Origin of the sequence: Wukongibacter baidiensis (genome assembly GCF_050888315.1) — a bacterium.
Taxonomy (GTDB): Bacteria; Bacillota; Clostridia; order Peptostreptococcales; family Caminicellaceae; genus Wukongibacter; species Wukongibacter baidiensis.
This window is the reverse complement of the sequence record NZ_CP138202.1, coordinates 2159107-2178070: the sequence shown is the minus strand read 5'-3', so window position 1 is coordinate 2178070 and position 18964 is coordinate 2159107. Positions and strand designations below refer to the sequence as shown.

Below are 18964 nucleotides of genomic sequence, written 5' to 3'. Positions count from 1 at the left end.
CATATAAGTTTTACTATGTAAACCCTATACTCAAAATCCATATTATATATTCTTTTTTTCATGTAAAGAACTTGTTACTGACTTGCTAGTATGATAGGATATAAAACAAATAGTAGAAAAGGATTTGTTAATATGGAGAATAGAAAAGAACAGATTATAAATCTTGCTATAAATTTTATTAAAAAGTATGGATTTGACAGTTTTAGTTATAAGGATTTATCGGAAGCTGTAGGTATAACAAAGGCGACGCTACATCATCACTTTCCCAAAAAAGAAGATTTAGGATTAGCCGTTTGCGAAGCTTTAAGGGCTGATGGGCAAGAATTAAAAATTAAGACTGATAGTTTAGATAATGCTAAGGAAAAGATTAAGTATGTATTTGATGATGTGATTGACTGTGCCAAGAGGGGAGAGATTTGCCCGTTATCTTCATTACAGGCTGAGTACAATGTTATACCAGATTCAATGAAAAAAATGATGACCGATTTAAGTGAGTCGGAGATTAATTTTATAGTTGCAATCCTTGAGGAGGGGGTAGCAGAGGGCAGTTTTGAATTTAAGGGGGACTCTAGAAGTATGGCACTTATGATACTGACGTCATATAAGGGAGCTATGCTATATTCTAGAGCTATTAGCGGTTATACAATTACTACTGTACTGGAGCAAATATATAATCAAATTACGAAGTAATAAATTATTAGGGCTTCTTTCTAGCATAATTAAGGCTAGAAGGAAGTCTTTTTATTTGAAATTCTAACTAAGTTCTTAAGTTAAGTATAGTAGTCATAGTTTCATTATAAATATAGACTAAGTAAATTGTAAGCAGAAAAATGAATGAGTTTTATAACCGATTGTGATATAGATTTCGATTGGTAGTAAAAACTATGAGTCGACAAAATAAGAGAAATTTCAACAAAGGGAATTTGTTGATAAATGAAGAAATGTTTAAGTTGTTAAAAGTAGACTCTATAGGAAGTAATATTTATTCTTCAACAGTTTTAGAGCTTTACAAATATCGATTATTTATTGATACAGGGGGAGTTAAGCAATGAAAAAAAGTAAAATCAAGCTATTTTTATCAATTGTTGTTTTAATCACTATAGTTTTTTCTCAAATGCCAATGCATACTTTGGAAGTTAGTGCAGCAGAAGAGTTTGATTCATTCAGCGTTCTAGAAGAGCTGACTAAGGAAAAATATATGGGAAGACAAAGTGGAACAGAAGGATACGAAGAAGCAGTAGATTTTCTAGAAGAACAGTTAGAAGAACTAGACGTTGTTCCAATACTAAACTCGGATACATATAAACAAGAGTATAAAACTAAGATCGGAATATTAAAAGATACCTCCTTTAGAATCGATAATGTTACTTATGAGATAATGAAGGATTATATGCCGTATAGTAGGACAACCTCAGGGAACTTTGAGTTTGATGAAATTTATTATGTGGGTGTCGGGGGAGAAGAAGATTATACAATTGAACCTGAGGGAATCGTTGTTTTTAAATGGAATGATGATAAAGGAAATTTTGGTGGGGGGATTACAGATAGAATACTAACAGCAAAGGAACATGGTGCAAAAGGTGTTTTAATTGTAGATAATGGAGAACTAAAAGTAGGTAACTACGAGCATCCCATAAACTCAAAAGATGTAGATATTCCAGTACTATATATAAGTGAAGATTTAGCTGAAGATATTTTACAGATACCATCACACTGGAATGCGCAAAAACTTTCTGATAAAAATATTGAGATTAATTTAGAAATAAAAAGAAAAAGCACAGAGGCAGATAACTTAGTAGGTCTAATCCCTGGAAAAAGAGAGGATAAGGCCATTCTGATTACTACTAATTTAGATGGCTTTGGTAGTTTACCTAATGGTGAATATTTTCAAAGTACAAAATCTAGTGCTGTTAGTACTGCTATGCTTTTAGACTTAGCAAATTACTATAAAGAGAATAAACCTGAATACAATATTATAATTGCAATAGTTGGGAGTAAATGGATTGAAAACGAAGGTATAGAAAAAATTGCTAAAACTATTGACTTTGATAATATTATTACGACAATCGACTTATACGCTATGGGAGGAGATGGCAAACCAAGGATATTCTATACAGATAAAGAATTTAAATCATTTGCAAAAAAGCTAGATGACGATATGGAGTACAACAACGATTTAGGGAATGCTCTCTCAGGTGTTTTAACTGACTACACTCCTAGATTATTGATGATGAGAGATACATCAACATGGATAAATAATTCCCTTACTGATACATTTGAAAATGTAAATACAAAGGGGTACAATAAAGGTTTAAAATACACTAAGGATTTAATTGATGATATTATAGAGTATTACATTGAGGAGAAAGAAGAGTTCAATGATTTTGACTATGATTATAAAGATGTAAAGAAAAGCTATGAAGAGGACGTAGATAAAAAAATAAAATTTGTTGAAAGTAAATATTTTAAAGTTTACTTTGATGATGAGTTTAAAGAAAGACTAGATAATAACCATCTAGAAGAAATTGATGAGATTTATGAAAGAATATCGAAGTTTAACTACTATCCTTATATTGGAGAAAAGGTGAAATTATTATATTTATCTGATTTAAATGAGGCGGCAAGAATTGGTGGACGTGAGGATATATATGAAGATGGAGAACATGTTGGAGGAGGATTTGCTAGTTTTGATAGACCGGTAATATGGTGTTTAGAACCACATCTAGGAACAGTATCACATGAACTTAATCATTTATTAGCAGATTTTAAAGGGATTGGTAAAACGAATAAGCATAATCAAGAGTGTCAGGGTCAGAGTTTCTTAGTTTATTATTATTATGAAAAAGACGAATATGTTACAGATGTAGACGATCTGATCAATGAGTATCTTTGTAATTGGGAAGCACCAAAAGTTATTGATAATGCTGAAAATTATAGTGAAAAAATTGATTGGAAGATTCTAGCTGGAAGAAAAAAAGATCCAGATGGATGGCAAAATACTTACCACACGCTTGGGTCTATGTATAGCTATTTAAACTATGTATATGGGTCAAATGCGGCAAGAAAAGCAGTATATGGGGTTTATGATAAAGAGATTGATATAAAAGATGCATTGATACAAGATACAGGGTTAGATATTGATGAATTTTTAGAAAGCTGGAGTCTTTGGATGACATCGTCAGGAGAGGAAATAGGAAAGAAGGTAAAAAAGGAAGTAAAGAATTTTAAGGATAAACTTACTTGGTATGATTATTACTTAATATTCACAAAGTTTGAGCAAACTAATGATGATGGACATGAAGATAACGACAACGATAATGATAATGATTTTGACTCATCAAATATACCGGTAATTGATAAGAAGCAGAGTAAGTTTGCTATTTTTGAGGACGACGGACTTAAATATGGGGACATAGAATATAGAATAGATTTTGCTAATGAAGACTTTGAATTGGACAGTGTAGGTGCCGCAATAGATAGTGAAAATGTATATCTTAAGATAAAATACATATCGCCAATTAAATCATATGTAAGTATGTTTTTGCAAGGTGATGTACCAGGATTAAAGAAAGTTTATGATAACGCAACGAAAAAGGGAGAGAATGTAATAGTTTTAAAATTTAACAAGGATGACTTAAAAGATTATACTGCTGGATTAGCAATAAGCATTGGTGAAAGAAACTTTATTTTCATTGATAAAGAATTAATGGATAATATTGCGAATATTAGAGTTAAGGATATCACCCATGGTGATGATAAATAAGGTGTTATCTTGAGCGGAGTGGAGATAAGGGTTATAGAAATACTTCTCACGAAAAGGAATGGAATTTAATATTAAGTAAAAAAACTAATATATATCTTACAAAAAAATATTAATATATATGCGTTGGAGTTATCTTACCAGCGCATTTTGTTTTTGTATGGTGTATGGGAATGGGGGATTTAACTTAAAAAAATAAAAAAACTTTTTCAAATAGCAAAAAACGTCGAGTATACTGAGGACTTCTTTATTATAATTCTACTATAAGGCTCTGGAGGTAAAGTAAATATGCAATATCATGATAAAGTACAAAAGAGTATTAATTATATCGAAGAAAATTTGTATGAAAAGCTTTCTCTAGAATCATTAGCAGAAAATGTACACTTGTCAAAGTACCATTTTCACAGAGTATTCTTGGCAACGATGGGTGATTCTATCATGAGCTATATTCGAAGAAGGAGATTAGTAAGGGCGGCCCATAATCTAATTTATACAGAAAACTCAGTAACAGGGATAGCCTATGAGTATGGTTTTAATACACTAGATACCTTTATCAGAGCCTTCAAAAGGATATATGGAATATCTCCTAATGAATATAGAAAAGTTATAGGAGAGAAAAAAGTACAAAGGTGTACTCGAAGGGAGACAAAATTAATGAAGGATTGGAATTTAGGTGAAAGAATAAAATGTACTAATGAGGAAAAAGAAAATTGTTTGAATTTGTTAGAGCAAATTGTAGAGTTATCTCATAATGCCCATAAAAAAGGCTTATTAGCACTTGAAGATGATACTCAGGATATTACGTCGACATTCTTTAAAAAGGCTTTACAACTACTTCTTTATGGAACTGAACCTGTATTATTGAGAGAAATCCTTGAAAACTATATAGTTATAGGTAATTTTACTGGGAAGGAACTTTTAGAGAGAATTCTAATTCTAGAGGGAATTCTTGATATACAGTTGGGAGAATATCCATGGATTATAAGAGAAAAATTGGGGTCTTATTTTGGAGAAGATTATATTGATAACATAAATAAGTATTTCAATATTTTAGATGACGATGGTACAAGACTTGATGAGTTTGTTGATTTAATAAGAGACGTAAAACCTGCTTCTTCTGAAACCTATCTGTTAGATAAGGAATTAGAAAAAATGAATGGTAGATCGGTACAGAGACTGTTAAGGGAAGTTGATATTAGCTTACTGGTAATAGGAATGAAGGGTGCAAGTGGTAAAATCCAAATTAAGATCATTAATAATCTTTCTAAGATGTCTAAGGTCATATTGTTAGAATTTCTTGAACTTATTGATAGTGTTAACACTCCTCAAATTGTTGATGCGCAAAATAATATAATTGAGATTGTAAAAAAACTTAGGGTTGAAGGGGATATAATATAGGGAGAAATAAAAAACAAGAAACCTAATTATATTTTATATAAGAATATAATTAGGTATAGAATGCATGATAATATTAACAAAAAAACAGAGAGTGTCAAGATTATGGATACTTTTAAAATCGCTAGAAAGTCTAAGTGTTATGATATAATAAAAAAATATATTGAAAAAGCTAAGAAATCGTCTAAGCAATGGAAGTGCATATTTAGTTGTAAAATACTAACCAATTATCATTAGTAAAAGGATGGATGCAGCTTGAAAGAATTCTATTTCAAAACAGGAGACTTGGCTAAACTGTTTAATATATCGTCAGATACGGTGAGATATTATAGTAAATTAGGATTTATCAAGCCTAGTATTGAAGAGAATGGTTATAGGTATTTTAGCCTTCAAGATCTCATGATATTAGGGAATGTTGTATGGTCAAGAGAGCTTGATATACCTATTGAAAGGATTAAAGAGTGGCTAGGCATAGAAATAATTGATCAATTTGTGGAGTTTAACAATAACTATCTAGAGATTCTTGAGAAAAAGGCTGAGTTAATTAACAAGCAGATTGAATATTTAAAGGCTTTTAATAAAAAAGCTGAGGTATTCAAAGAGTCTGTGGACAAGATTGAACTGACCTTTGATGACTATATATATGTACACGATAAGCTTTCAATTAGCTCAAAAGATCTTATTGAAGAGTTAAAGAAAAATTGGCAGATATTATTAGGCAATACTGATACCTTTTGGCTCAGAACTGGTAAGGTATTATTATCTAGATCAAAAGAAGATTTCTACAATGATTCAGTTAATAATAATATGTCTATATGCAATATAGTTCCATCACGGTGTGGAAATGCGAAAATACTTAAATTCGGAAAGGCTTTGAGATATCGATTTATTGGTGATGAAAATGAATTAATCATGGCTTATAGAATGTTAAAAGAATATATGATTGCTAATAATTATAAAATTAGAGATAGAATATACGAAGTTGAGCATCTTATCTATTATGGAGACGGTAGTCTTCGCTTATCTGTTGAAATATACTTACCAATAGCGTAAGCGCTTATCGATAGTCAAATAGAGTTAAAATGAATAGGAGTTACTGTAAAAAACCATCCTAGTAAGAAATATTTTACTAGGATGGTTTTTTTATGGGCAATTTATCGAAGGAAATGGACATTTCTGAGTTTCTATTTAAGTTATTTATGGAAGTAAAGTTTGGATCTAAGTAAATAGTTAATTGAATAGTTAATAATGAAACTTTGAGAAATAACTTGTCAGGTAAATGTAAAAAATTGACTGATTTATGACCAAATCATTGACTCTTGACTTAGTCAATACTTTAGAATAATTAGTAAAAAGCTATAAGAGTAATTATTATAATGAATCTTATACAAAATAAGCTGTTTTTAAGGAGGACAAGAGATGACAAGTAGGCTGACAAGGAAGGTGACATACTTACTATTGATAATCGTACTAAGTATACTTAATATTAACATTGATGTATACGCTATGGACAATATAATTAACAATGGTGAAACAAATATTAGCGTAGATGGATCTTATGAATTTGCTGATGATTATTCAGGCACGATTATCATTGGAAAATCAGTAACGATGGTGACGTTAACGTCCAATTTGCCTTTAAATGACACTAATATTGTATTTGAGGGAGGTAGGACAGGTCCTGTTGAATTAACAATTGATAATCTAGACATAACTGCTCCTGAGGGAGCCCATGGAATTGACTTCGGCTTAGCAGGGCCTTATGAGCACAGACTTTATATAAGAGGAGTATGCCGAATCATTGGTGATCTTGCTGACTTTAGCAATGGTAATAGAACAAGCGGAGCTGGTATCCGTGTAAATTCAGGTACGGCTCTTACTATTGATAAAGCAATGGGATTGACCAATGATGAGGCAAAACTCACAGTTGAGAGTGGTCACACACATGCTGCTATCGGAGGCTCTGGTGGAGAAGACGGTGGTAAGATAACCTTAGATGGAGGAACACTATTTGTGAAATCAAGTGGAAGCTCAGGCGGGGCTGGTATTGGCGGTGGACATTATGGGGCAGGAGGAACCATACTTATTAACGGTGGTATAATCACTGCAGAAGGTGATGGCGGTGCAGCTGCTATTGGTGGAGGAGAAAATGGCTCAGGAGGCTTAATTACAATCACTGGTGGTGATATTAATGCAACAAGCATTGAATATGGAGCAGGCATTGGTGGCGGCTCTGAAGGCGATGCTGGTATCATTAAAATAAGTGGTGGTAATGTAATAGCCACAGGTCAATTTACTGGCTCAGGGATTGGTAGTGGAACAGGTGCTACCACTGTTGGAGAAATTACAATCAGTGGAGGGGAAGTAATTGCAACAGGTATAAATGGTTCGGCAGGTATTGGTGGAGGCGAATATTCGGGTGGCGGTAAAATCTTAATCAATGGAGGAAATATAACAGCAACAGGTGGTAGCTATGGAGCAGGTATCGGTAGCGGTAGTGAAGGTGCTAGTACTACTATAACCATAACGGATGGTACAGTAGAGGCAATAGGAGGTAGCTACGGTGCGGGAATTGGTAGTGGTGGTGAAGCTATTTACGGTGCTGAAGTCGAAATAAGTGGAGGGGATATAAGGGCAACAGGAGGAAAGCGTGGAGCAGGTGTTGGTAGCGGTTATAAAGTTACTGATGATGGTGAAATCAAAATAAGTGGTGGAAACATAACAGCAACAGGTGGTAGCTATGGAGCAGGCATCGGTAGCGGATATACGAGCAGTGGCGAAGTTATTACAATAGAAAATCAGCCAGTCATTATAGCAACAGGAGGTAAAGATGCTGACAATATTGGTAATGGTAAAGATGTTACTTCCCCTACACAAAAGAAGGATACGTCGGGGAATATCCTTTCTTATGTAAGCTTCAATATAACTGACGGGTCGAATCCTATTACAGATGCTATAGTAACAATAGCTGGCAGTAACTATGAGACTAATAATGAGGGTCAGATAGGTCTATTTGTAGCTTTGGGATCTGATCTCACCTACGAAGTTTCTGCTCAAGATTATGAGACTTCCAGTGACATGAACAATGTCAATGAAGAAAATTATGATATTATCGTAGTTATGACAAAAGAAGTTAGACCAAAAGTTATTGGTTTAAGTCCTCAAGATAACAGTACTAGTGTAATACCGGAGGTTGATTTAACTATGACATTTGATAAAAACATAAATTTAGGGACGGGATACATAACTATTTACAAGGGCTCAGATGATAGCGAAGTCGAAAAAATTAACATAACGGATAGTAATGTGGTATCAAACGAGAAAATAGTAACGATAGATCCTAGATCTAGATTATCAGCTAATACAAAATACTATATAGAAATAGATGAATCAGCAATCTATGATGACCAAAATATCTACTTTAAAGGAATTGATGATAAAGAAACTTGGAATTTTGAGACCATTGGTTTACCTGATGATAACAACTTAATTAGCAGCGGTGATACAATAATTAATTTAGATGGAATATATGTTATTGAAGATGGCTATTCAGGTACGATAACAGTGGCAAGTAATGTGACAGAAGTCAAGGTTACTGGATCTGCAAGTTTAACTGACACTAGTATAGTGATTGATAGCGGAAGAACAGATGCCATTGAACTAACATTGGAAAATATAGATATAACTGCACCAAATGGTAGCCCAGGAATCGATTTTGGAAGTGCTGGAAATTATGATAATAAGTTATACATAAGCGGACAATGTATTATTAATGCTAGTAGTGACAATGCAGGTATAAGAGTCTCTTCAGGAGCAGCCCTAATCATAGATAATGTATTAGGTTTAACCGATACCGAAGCAAAGCTTACTGTGTTAGGTGGGTGGAATGCAGCGGGTATCGGAGGCAATAATGGTGAAGATGCAGGAACTATAACAATAAGTGGAGGAACACTCATATCAACAGGTGGAAATAATGGAGCAGGGATCGGTGGAGGATATAGAGGCTCTGGTGGTTCAATCATAGTTAGTAACAATCCAATTATTCTTGCAACAGCTGACGAGATAAATATGTATATTGGTAATGGTAAAGATTCAAATGGGACAGCTACTATTTATAAAGATACTATTGGTGGAGATGAACTAAGTTATCACAGATTTCTAGTAAAAGATGAATTTCATAATGTATTACAAGGTGCTATTGTAAATGTTGATGGTACCGATTATTTGTCAAATAGTGATGGCGAGACAGGGTGCTTTATAGAACTTGGTAAAGACTATGATTTGGAAATAAGTTCAGTAGGTTATTATTCTTCAAATTCATCTGATACTGCAAACTCACAAAATAGCTTGCATAGTGTTTTACTAAGTGAGGATAAAGATGCTCCCTATCCATCGGATAAGTCTATATCAACAGGTAATATCAAGACAGATAAAGTCTCCCTTAGCTGGCAAAAAGCGGACGATCATTTAGGAACGGAGCAAAGTGAGTTGATGTATGAAATATATTATAGTAAAAATAGTCAATTAGATACTATAAGTGGAATAAGAGCATATGGCATACTATATAGTAGAGCTGCTGATACTAACCGTATTTCTGTAGACGGCTTATCGCAAGGTACTAAGTATTTTTTTAATATCGTAGTAAAGGATAAAGCGGGAAATGAAAGCTGCTATGAAGCAGCATCTGCTACAACTTCAGTTTATATACCGCCCTATGTGCCATCGACAAATGCGTACCTAAGAAACTTAAGTATAAAAGGATTAGAGTTAAATCCTAGCTTTGATAGATATACATATGATTATAAAGTAAGTGTGCCAAATGAAACTAAAACAATTGAATTGTCTGCAAGCGTAGAAAATTATAAATCATCAATGAAAATAAACGGTGTATATGTACCGGACTATACAACAAAAGCTATTGCTTTAAATACAGGAGTAAATGTGATAACAATTAATATTGCAGCTGAAAATAGATATTACCAAAAAACATACATTGTTACTGTTAATAGGAAGTATGAACAGGAAGAAAATATTGAAGAGGCAGATGATATAAATGAATTAAAGGAAATAAGAAGTAGTATCTTAGGCTTGAATGATGAAAGTGAAAGGGAGGTATTATTACAGCGTCTGACGGATAAATCACTAGAGCTAATGGATGATTTATCAGAAATTGATTTTATACAGTCAACTATTGAGTATATAACCGACGATGAAAAAAGAGAAGTATATCAAATACGTTTGGATGGAAAAGAAATGATATTTAATGGAAAATACTCTAACTGGGATGAACACAAAGAGATACCGCAGCAGAAAGATAAGGTATGGAATATCAAATTTAACTTTGACTTGGATGAAGAAACTATCGTAGCAGGAGATGATTACATAACAATAGTAGATGAAGATGGATATAGAATAGAGATAGAGCTGGAATATGAAAAAAGAATAAAGCAGCTAAAGATAAAACCTTTAAAGGAATATATACAGGGAAAGAGGTATTATATAATTCTTGGGGGAAAGGTGAGAAGCATACATGGAACTGACTTAAATAAACCGTTGAGAGTAGAGTTTTTTATTGAAGACTAATTAGAACTAATAATTAATTTACTATATTGGATCGAAGAAGGCATATAGAAAGTCATTAGATTGTCCTAACTTTAAAGCTGAGGGAGATATTCCTAAAAGTGTTATTGATGGGTCTAATGATAGGAATTTATCCTTCAAGATCAAAGTGTTAAGTATATAGCTAACTGAGCCCACTAAAAAGTACAGACTTTTCAGTGGGCTCTTTGTAACGGTGCCAGATTGATGAGGCTTTTTATGTATCTATTCATTTCAAAATCTATTATGTCTAAAAACATAATTATTGTAATTATATACAATTTCTTAGAAATCTGTATAGCACACAGGCTTTTGATTAGAATAGAAAAGTCTATCTATATCATCTATAAATTCAGACTTATCCAGTTCCAATAAACCTAAATTAAATAATCCCCTGGCATTGGTAACACCTAAGAATAGGGATGAAAATTCAGCTATATTCATCTTGATAGTCATGTCATAATCTTCTGCGTCTAAAATCGCCTTGCCTTGATCAAACTTTACAATGAGTTCCTCCTCTGTTTCTCTAGTAAAATCATCACTAATTAAAAATCTTACACTTAAGTTCCCGTTATTATAATTTCTATGGGAACACTGTAGAAAGGCTTCTCTAATATCAAATATTTTGTACATTACTCCAACAGCCTGAGTATTTGTTTCTAAGTAGCCGTAGGGAATATAATTTAATGAGTCATTTCTTGGATCGTTGAATATATGGTAAAAATGCTCGTCCTCTGTAGAAAAAATCACTAAATTAACTTGATCCTCTTGCTTTCTTAAGAAGCCCAAAAGTTTTCTTAGAACCTTAGGATTTTCATAGATTAATTCTTTCACATAGATATTATTGATTGTATAGTTTCCTGCTTTTCCATTCTGAAACTTATAAACTATATATCCTTCGATATTACCATCTTCATCATAGCTTCCTACAACACGATTAAAAGCGTCTCCAAATATAGGTCTGATCTCATCACCAAACTTCATCATCATACCATGGGTTTTACGGACAACTCTACTATGGCAATTCAACAATTCCTCTAACTCACTCTCTTTAACATATCTTATATCACTTTCTTCATAATACGCTGGTATTCTTGATGCTAAGATTCTGTACTGATTCATCTTTGTTCCAAAGCCATAGCCCATTTTTTTATAAAAGTCAGGTCTAAATGGTAATAACAGCCCGAAGGGCACTTCCTTTTTTCTATAGTGATCTTCATAAAATTTCACCATATCACGGGCAGCCTTTCTCTTCTTATGCATTAGATGGACACCTAAGAATCCAATTCCCGATACAGGTAGGATCTTTCCAAAGCAATTCATATCAAAATCAAAAAGACGCATAACAGCAATTAACTGTTCATCCTCAAACATACCATAAAATGTAACCTGAGGATCATTCTTAAGTATCTCTAATGCCTCGTCCTTATATCTGTTCATAGCTTCCTTTGTAAAGTCCTTAAAGCTTGGATAGGCATTAAAAGCGATATCTGCATATTCATGGATATGAGATTCATTAAGTTTTCTAATTTCTCGCATTATTCATTCCCCCCACAATAAATCATTACAATATATATTTTAAACCAGATTGTAGGTCCTTACAATATGGGCTAAATTTTTATATTTGGAGTTGAGAAATAAAAATATGAAGTAATATTTAAAGAAGCAGGCACAATATAGTAAGTGCCTGCTTCTTTAAATATAATTTTAGTTTTTAATTTTTGCTCGATATAGCTTTCCTTTAATTTTAGCATCTCTCAAACCCTTTAAAACTAATCTTTCCTTACCACCTAATATCTCTATATTGGTAATCTTATCTTTAATTTCTATTTTACCTATATTTTCTTGTCTAACGCCACCGATCTTTCTTAGGGTTGACAGTATATCTTTATTTGTAAAACGACCATTGCTTCTTCCGGCGTTTAGCTGAACTATTGAGCCCTTTACCTTACCAGACTTATAACGGGTTTGCTTAGCTTCCTTCTTTAATGTCTTCTTTCCAACTCTTCTTTCTACATGTCCACCCTTACAAGGAATTTTGTATCCAAGAAAATCTTCGAGCTCTGCAAATCTGCTTTTTTCCGGTTCTGTAACAAAGGTGATAGCTACACCGCCTTCGTGGACTCTTCCTGTTCTACCAATTCTATGGATGTAATTTTCATTATCGAAGGGGACAAAGAAATTTACAACATGGGTAACACCTTCAACATGAATTCCTCTAGCGGCAACATCAGTAGCTATTAAAGTGTTATATTGACCCTTCTTAAAGCCAGTAAGCTTATCCATTCTAGCTCTCTGTGGCATTCCACCGTGAACAGGGCATATAAAATTGCTCCACTTTTTCATGATAGCATAGAGTCTTTCGACTTGCTCTTGGGTATTACAGAATATAATTGTCTTTCTTGGTCTTTCACGCTTAAGCATTTTTTTAAGAAAGTCCACTTTCTTAAGGGCTTCTACAGCATAGTAGATCTGCTCAATTTTATCTAAGGTACTTACCTCTGATTCAATCTCTATATTTTCAGGATTCTTCATATATTTTTGACTTAGATATTGTACTTTTTCAGGCATAGTTGCTGAGAATAGTAATGTAGTTCTATCGTCAGGAATTTTACTTACTATAGCATCTATTTGATCGCCGAATCCCATAATAAGCATCTCATCGGCTTCATCTATAACTAAATATTTTAAGTTGTTTAGCTTTATATTTTTTCTCAGAAGATGATCCATCATTCTTCCTGGAGTTCCTGCTATTACATGGGGCCTCTTTTTAAGTTCCATTCTTTGCATTTCTATAGGCTGTTTACCATATACAGCTGAACACTTAATTCCCTTGTATTTTCCAATACCATTAATATCATATTTGATCTGCTCAGCTAATTCTCTTGTAGGTGTAAGTACTAACATTTGGGTTGCTTCTAGTTCTACATCTATCTTTTCACAGATAGGGATAGCGAATGTAGCTGTTTTACCACTTCCGGTCTGGGATTTTACAATCAAATCATTATCTTCCTCTAGGATCTTTGGTATAACTACCGCTTGAACCTTTAAAGGTTTTTTAAAACCTAATTCACTAAGGCCTCTTTTTATCTCGTTAGATAGGGGATAATCTTTAAATTTCATTTCTTTTGTCTCCATAATCTTAAACCTTCCTTTTTAAATAACAGCACCGAGTTTGTGAGTTATATTTATTACGATACATATACACGGATTATTCATGAAAAATTCAAAATTACTTGCACCCTTTCAAACTTTTCATGAATAATACGGGATATATTTATTTTAACCATACTCATAAAAAATAGTATATCACGTTTAAAGGCTTTGTACTTCCAAATTTTGAAGTTTTTTTGTAGAAAAATATTATTTGATAGCAAAAGTTCAGAAATTTGTAAGAAAATTTTCATCAGTTTTTAATTTTTACTTGGTATTATAAATCTATCAAAGAAACTTATTAATTTTCGATTAACATATTTAGCCTGTTAGATTAATTGTAAGGACACTATTGTATAAAAAGAATAAATATAACAGCTTAGGAAAAGTCAAAGAAAGAGGGTGTGATAATATGAAAATAGGGATATTTACAGATCTTTACTACCCGCTACTTGGTGGAGTAACATCTTCAATATTAACCTTGAAAGAGGAATTGGTAAAACGAGGTCACGAGGTTACTATAGTTACAGTAAAAGCACCAGGATATGTAGATAACATACAGGATAATATAATTAGGATACCCTCAGTGAAATTTATGGATTTACAAGTTGGATGCTATATAAATCCATCAATAATGAAAAAATTAGAGGCAATGAATTTTGATGTAATTCACACCCATACTGAATTTCTTGTTGGTATGGTAGGTGCTAGGATAGCTAAAAAGAAAAATATACCTTTACTCCATACTTGTCATACTATATATGACGTGTATGTTAATACTATATTATCTGATTACCATATAGAAGGCATAGTATCCCAGATGTTCTCCTATATTGCAAAAAAACATAGTAAAAAATGCGATGCCGTGATAGTTCCAAGTCATAAGACTAAAGAAGCTATTTCTTCATTTGGGATAAATGAGAAAATCAGTGTCGTACCATCAGGGATTCAGATAAATAAGTTTTTTAATAGTAAACTAAGAAGCAGTGATATTAAATTACTCAGAAAGCAGCTAGAATTAGATGGTGATGATAGGGTGATTTTGTCCCTAAGCAGAGTGACAAAGGAAAAAAGAGTAGATGTAATCATAAGGCAGTTTTCAAGAGTGTTAAAGAAAAATCCTAACACTAAATTAGTTATCGTTGGAGATGGACAAGAAAAAGGAAAGATGGAGGAACTATGTCGGGAGCTTAAAATAGATGAATATGTAAGATTCACTGGAGAGATTTCATGGGAAAAGATTGAACTTTACTATAGCATAGCCGATGTTTTTGTTAGTGCTTCAAAGGTTGAAACTCAAGGACTGACAATTGTTGAAGCCATGGCCAGCGGTGTTCCTGTAGTAGTATTTAATGACAAGAATATCCTTGGAGTTGTAGAGGATCGAATCTCAGGGAGATTGTTTTCTGATGATGAAGAATTAGCCAGTATAATAAGTGAAGTTCTAAGCCTAAATAAAAAAGAAAATACAATGGTAGATAAAGCCTATGATGTTGCTAAGATGCTCTCAGCAGAAAACTATGCGATAAGAATTGAAAGGTTATACAAGGAGATGTATTTTAAATATCCAGTTGTTAAGAGGAAACCTAAAATAAGAAGAAAAAGGCAATTGAGTATCAATAGTGAAGTCGGTTAAAAAGAATGTCACAATTGTTATTGCTATAGTTTTTATCATATTGTTTTTCTCTTTAAGAAATGAGTTCTATTCGATTCTTCAGCAGCTTCAAAAGGTTGATATTCGATTTCTACTATTAAGTGTTTGTTGTATACTAGTTTTTTGGATGCTTGAAGCTATGGCACTAGGTACATTTGTCCGTAAAGGTGATAAAAACCACAAGTATTTCTTTTCGTTCAGTATGACTTTAGCCACACAGTTTTTCAATGGGATTACACCATTTTCTTCCGGTGGACAACCTATGCAGGTTTACTATATGAAGAGGAAAAATATAGGACTACACACTGCTACAAATATATGTATTCAGAGTTTGATTGTACACCAAATTGCCCTTGTTTGTATTAATATTATTGTGATTATTTATCAAAGCACAGTTGGATATATTGTTAATGCCACTAATCAGAAGTTCATGTGGTTAGGTTTTGGAGTCAATCTTGCTATTCTTTTAGCTTTCTATGCAGTCAGTTACATGCCTAGATTTAATTATTTCGTTAGTAATGTAATGCTAGAATTTCTCCATAAAATTAGAATAGTAAAAGATGTCCAAAAGCAGCGTAGAAAGCTCGAGAACTTTATCGAGGAATATCATATTAGCTCAGAGAATTTGCTAAACAATAAAATGGACTTCCTATGTGCGATTCTATACAGCTTTTTAAAGCTAGTTGCATTTAATAGTATTGTATACTTTGTTATACGAAGTACTGGTATATCAGGAATATCTTATATTACAGCCATGATGAGTAGTGTTAGCGTAATAAGTGTTGCAGCGGTAATTCCATCACCCGGTGCAAGTGGAGGAGCAGAATATGCATTCTTAATGTTCTTTGGAGCTTATATGGACAAAGCAGAGGTAATAGCTATCATGTTAGTATGGAGATTTGTTACCTATTATTTAGGCTTAGTTGTTGGATTTGTCGCTTCAGTGTGGCTAGATAAAAAATATCTTTCTATATAGAACGTATTTATAAGTCTAAATGTAAAAGATTTATTACGATTTCTATAGTTGAAAGAGTTAATCATAGATATTTAGAAAATATGACATTGTGATAAGCTCAAGGCACATTGAAAAGAAAATGTGGCTGATAGTTTAATTCACAAGTCATATTTTCTTTTTTGAGACGATATAGGTTTTGAAATATTGGACTGTTCTAAGGTAAACCTAGAGATACGTAGAAGAATGGTGAATTTTATCGAAGTTTGTGATATCATTATTAATAGGTAAAATTTAATAATTATATTACTAAATAAATATATGTTGTAATTGTTATAGGAGTATACAATGGAGAGACGTAGAAAGGATTACTTTTATGAAACATAGCATAAATAAAAAGGTAATTGGACTTACAAGTATACCTATTGGCCTTACGATAGCAACCTACATATTAATATTTAATGTATCAAAGCTTCCTAAATCTTGGACTATGATTTTACAATACATTTCATATTTTTTCTTTTTTGTAGGAATGTTATTAGGCTCAAGATTTAATAAGAGCAAAGTTTTTTTCTTGAGCTTGATCTTGGTACTTAGTCAATTGATATTATCCTATGGGATTATACCTACATATAGTGTAAGCCTTGAAACAATTGGGATTTTTGACATTCTTTCTTTTGTCATCCCTATTAACATATTTCTATTTCCTATATTAAAGGAGAGGGGAATTCTAACTTCTTGGGGGAAAATCCGTCTTGGATTTATAATATTTCAGATTATGATGATATGGTGGGTTATTCAACCAGAACAGAGTCAGGTTCATGAGCTAATTTACCATAGGGTGGTGACTTGGAAGTTTGTTGATATGATCCCGATGCCTCAGGTTTCTATGATAGCTTTTTTATGCACATTCATATTTATAAATATAAGAATGTTATTAAAGCCTAACCTAATGAATAGCTCATTGATAGGCGTAATATTAATGGTTTTTACAGGTTTTATTTTGAAGGAGCAATTTTTAGCACTACAGATTTCCTTTGCTATGTCAGGATTGATACTAATTATAGGAGTAGTAGAAGCCTCATACTTTATGGCTTATTCAGATGAATTGACAGGAATACCAGCAAGACGAGCTCTCAACGAGTCAATGATGAAGCTTGGAGGGAAATATGTTATCGCTATGACGGATATTGACTTTTTTAAGAAATTCAATGATACATACGGTCATGATACTGGTGATGAAGTCTTGAAGATGGTGGCATCAGGCTTACAAAAAGTAAAGAGTGGTGGAAAGGCCTTTAGGTATGGTGGAGAAGAGTTTACAATAGTATTTCCAGGTAAAACTCAAAAAGATGTGATTCCTCATTTAGAAGAGTTAAGAGAGAATATATCAAAACAGAAATATTCTTATAAAAAGAAAAGAAAAGTAAATGGGAAAGAAAAAATTGTTTCTAAGGATCTAAGTGTTACCATTAGTATTGGAGTAGCTGAGAAAAGTGATAAATACAAATCGCCAGAAGAGGTTTTAAAGGCAGCTGATAAGGCTCTGTACCGAGCTAAGAAAAAAGGTAGAAATTGTGTAAGTAAATAAAGTAGTTAAACTAGATTAAGCTTTAAAAAGCTCAAATTCTATAATATCGTAGAATCTGAGCTTTTAATATTTTATATTTAAGAACGTTTTGCTTATATTTTTCTTTTTATAAAAGACTTCGCTATAAGCTTTCAGTTTTATTAATGTGATAATCTTGTAATGTCAAAATAGACCCGATAAGGGGAATACTACATATATAATTCCAATAACCAATTTATTAATATAAAAATATAACATATTAATGGATAAAAAGTATTAATGAATTAAAAAATATTTCTTAATATCAAATACTGAACTCAATAAAACTATTAGTCTATTCATCACCAGAACAATCAATTTGGTTTTCAAAATTTACTAGTAACTTTGCAAGCATGAGTTTTTCATCAGTTGTAAAATTAGACATTGCCTTGATAAGGTGTTCGAAGGTTTTAGGAATAGCTTCATCTAATTCTGAAAGAGCTTTATCCGTTAGTTGAATCTTTATTTTTCTTCTATCTTTACCACTTTTTGTCCTCATTATTAAGCCCATATTTTCTAAACCATCTATTAGTCCTGTAACCGTTCCAGGAGTAACCATGGCTTTTTCCGCTAATTCTGAAGGAGAAAGACCTTCACCACCATTTTGACTTTCATTAAATAATATCATTAATATAATGAATCTACCCTTAGATAAATTGCGTTTTTTAAGTTTATCATTAAATGCATCTATAATTTTCTTCGAAGTTTTTGCTAATTCTAAGCATACCGTAATTGATAGAATATCCTCTTCGCTATATGAGCATGAATTACTCTCTAAATATCTCTTAAATGACCTATATCTATCTTTAGACTCCATACTTTAATCTGGTTTCAAGGACTGTA

The 18964-nt window shown here is 32.6% G+C and carries 11 protein-coding genes; 8 read left to right on the top strand and 3 right to left on the bottom strand.

Annotation, left to right across the window (positions count from 1 at the left end; all coding sequences use genetic code 11):
• Positions 1 to 132 precede the first annotated feature (132 nt).
• The 5 genes from R9X47_RS09805 (at position 133) to R9X47_RS09785 (ending at position 10738) form a co-directional block, all read left to right on the top strand.
• Positions 133 to 690, top strand: coding sequence for a TetR/AcrR family transcriptional regulator (locus R9X47_RS09805; RefSeq protein WP_432666622.1), 558 nt, complete (start codon positions 133 to 135; stop codon positions 688 to 690).
• Positions 691 to 1048: 358 nt separating this feature from the next.
• The gene (locus R9X47_RS09800; RefSeq protein WP_432666621.1) at positions 1049 to 3763 is read left to right on the top strand and encodes a hypothetical protein; all 2715 of its coding nucleotides are present in this window, start codon (positions 1049 to 1051) and stop codon (positions 3761 to 3763) included.
• A 285-nt stretch (positions 3764 to 4048) separates the two neighbouring features.
• Positions 4049 to 5158 (top strand): helix-turn-helix domain-containing protein, encoded by a 1110-nt coding sequence (locus R9X47_RS09795; RefSeq protein WP_432666620.1) that lies wholly within the window; start codon positions 4049 to 4051, stop codon positions 5156 to 5158.
• 252 nt (positions 5159 to 5410) lie between these two features.
• Positions 5411 to 6208 carry a MerR family DNA-binding transcriptional regulator gene (locus R9X47_RS09790; protein WP_432666619.1) on the top strand — a complete coding sequence of 266 codons (798 nt, stop codon included), beginning with the start codon at positions 5411 to 5413 and terminating at the stop codon, positions 6206 to 6208.
• A gap of 366 nt (positions 6209 to 6574) precedes the next feature.
• A complete protein-coding gene (locus tag R9X47_RS09785; protein ID WP_432666618.1) occupies positions 6575 to 10738 on the top strand; it encodes an Ig-like domain-containing protein in 4164 nt (1387 codons plus the stop codon).
• Positions 10739 to 11038: 300 nt separating this feature from the next.
• Here the strand turns inward: R9X47_RS09785 and R9X47_RS09780 are convergent, their stop codons facing one another.
• Together R9X47_RS09780 and R9X47_RS09775 are read right to left on the bottom strand one after the other, a co-directional pair.
• The gene (locus tag R9X47_RS09780) at positions 11039 to 12292 is read right to left on the bottom strand and encodes a GNAT family N-acetyltransferase (RefSeq protein WP_432666617.1); all 1254 of its coding nucleotides are present in this window, start codon (positions 12290 to 12292) and stop codon (positions 11039 to 11041) included.
• 168 nt (positions 12293 to 12460) lie between these two features.
• Positions 12461 to 13876, bottom strand: a complete 1416-nt coding sequence (locus tag R9X47_RS09775) for a DEAD/DEAH box helicase (RefSeq protein ID WP_432666616.1) — start codon at positions 13874 to 13876, stop codon at positions 12461 to 12463.
• A gap of 442 nt (positions 13877 to 14318) precedes the next feature.
• Between R9X47_RS09775 and R9X47_RS09770 the strand changes: the two genes are divergently transcribed.
• The 3 genes from R9X47_RS09770 (at position 14319) to R9X47_RS09760 (ending at position 18103) form a co-directional block, all read left to right on the top strand.
• Positions 14319 to 15542: a glycosyltransferase gene (locus tag R9X47_RS09770; protein WP_432666615.1), complete on the top strand. Its 1224-nt coding sequence runs from the start codon at positions 14319 to 14321 to the stop codon at positions 15540 to 15542.
• Positions 15529 to 16536: a lysylphosphatidylglycerol synthase transmembrane domain-containing protein gene (locus R9X47_RS09765; RefSeq protein ID WP_432666614.1), complete on the top strand. Its 1008-nt coding sequence runs from the start codon at positions 15529 to 15531 to the stop codon at positions 16534 to 16536. Before R9X47_RS09770 ends, R9X47_RS09765 begins: the two co-directional genes overlap by 14 nt.
• Before the next feature lie 352 nt (positions 16537 to 16888).
• Positions 16889 to 18103 (top strand): GGDEF domain-containing protein, encoded by a 1215-nt coding sequence (locus R9X47_RS09760; RefSeq protein WP_432666613.1) that lies wholly within the window; start codon positions 16889 to 16891, stop codon positions 18101 to 18103.
• Between the two features lie 313 nt (positions 18104 to 18416).
• Here the strand turns inward: R9X47_RS09760 and R9X47_RS09755 are convergent, their stop codons facing one another.
• Positions 18417 to 18938 carry a MarR family winged helix-turn-helix transcriptional regulator gene (locus tag R9X47_RS09755; protein WP_432666612.1) on the bottom strand — a complete coding sequence of 174 codons (522 nt, stop codon included), beginning with the start codon at positions 18936 to 18938 and terminating at the stop codon, positions 18417 to 18419.
• Positions 18939 to 18964 lie beyond the last annotated feature (26 nt).

Bases quoted from the DNA above. Each gene is read 5' to 3' on its own strand.
- R9X47_RS09760 (WP_432666613.1), top strand. From the start codon at position 16,889: ATGAAACATAGCATAAATAAAAAGGTAATTGGACTTACAAGTATACCT.
- R9X47_RS09785 (WP_432666618.1), top strand. From the start codon at position 6,575: ATGACAAGTAGGCTGACAAGGAAGGTGACATACTTACTATTGATAATC.
- R9X47_RS09805 (WP_432666622.1), top strand. From the start codon at position 133: ATGGAGAATAGAAAAGAACAGATTATAAATCTTGCTATAAATTTTATT.
- R9X47_RS09795 (WP_432666620.1), top strand. From the start codon at position 4,049: ATGCAATATCATGATAAAGTACAAAAGAGTATTAATTATATCGAAGAA.
- R9X47_RS09755 (WP_432666612.1), bottom strand. From the start codon at position 18,938: ATGGAGTCTAAAGATAGATATAGGTCATTTAAGAGATATTTAGAGAGT.
- R9X47_RS09770 (WP_432666615.1), top strand. From the start codon at position 14,319: ATGAAAATAGGGATATTTACAGATCTTTACTACCCGCTACTTGGTGGA.
- R9X47_RS09780 (WP_432666617.1), bottom strand. From the start codon at position 12,292: ATGCGAGAAATTAGAAAACTTAATGAATCTCATATCCATGAATATGCA.
- R9X47_RS09800 (WP_432666621.1), top strand. From the start codon at position 1,049: ATGAAAAAAAGTAAAATCAAGCTATTTTTATCAATTGTTGTTTTAATC.
- R9X47_RS09775 (WP_432666616.1), bottom strand. From the start codon at position 13,876: ATGAAATTTAAAGATTATCCCCTATCTAACGAGATAAAAAGAGGCCTT.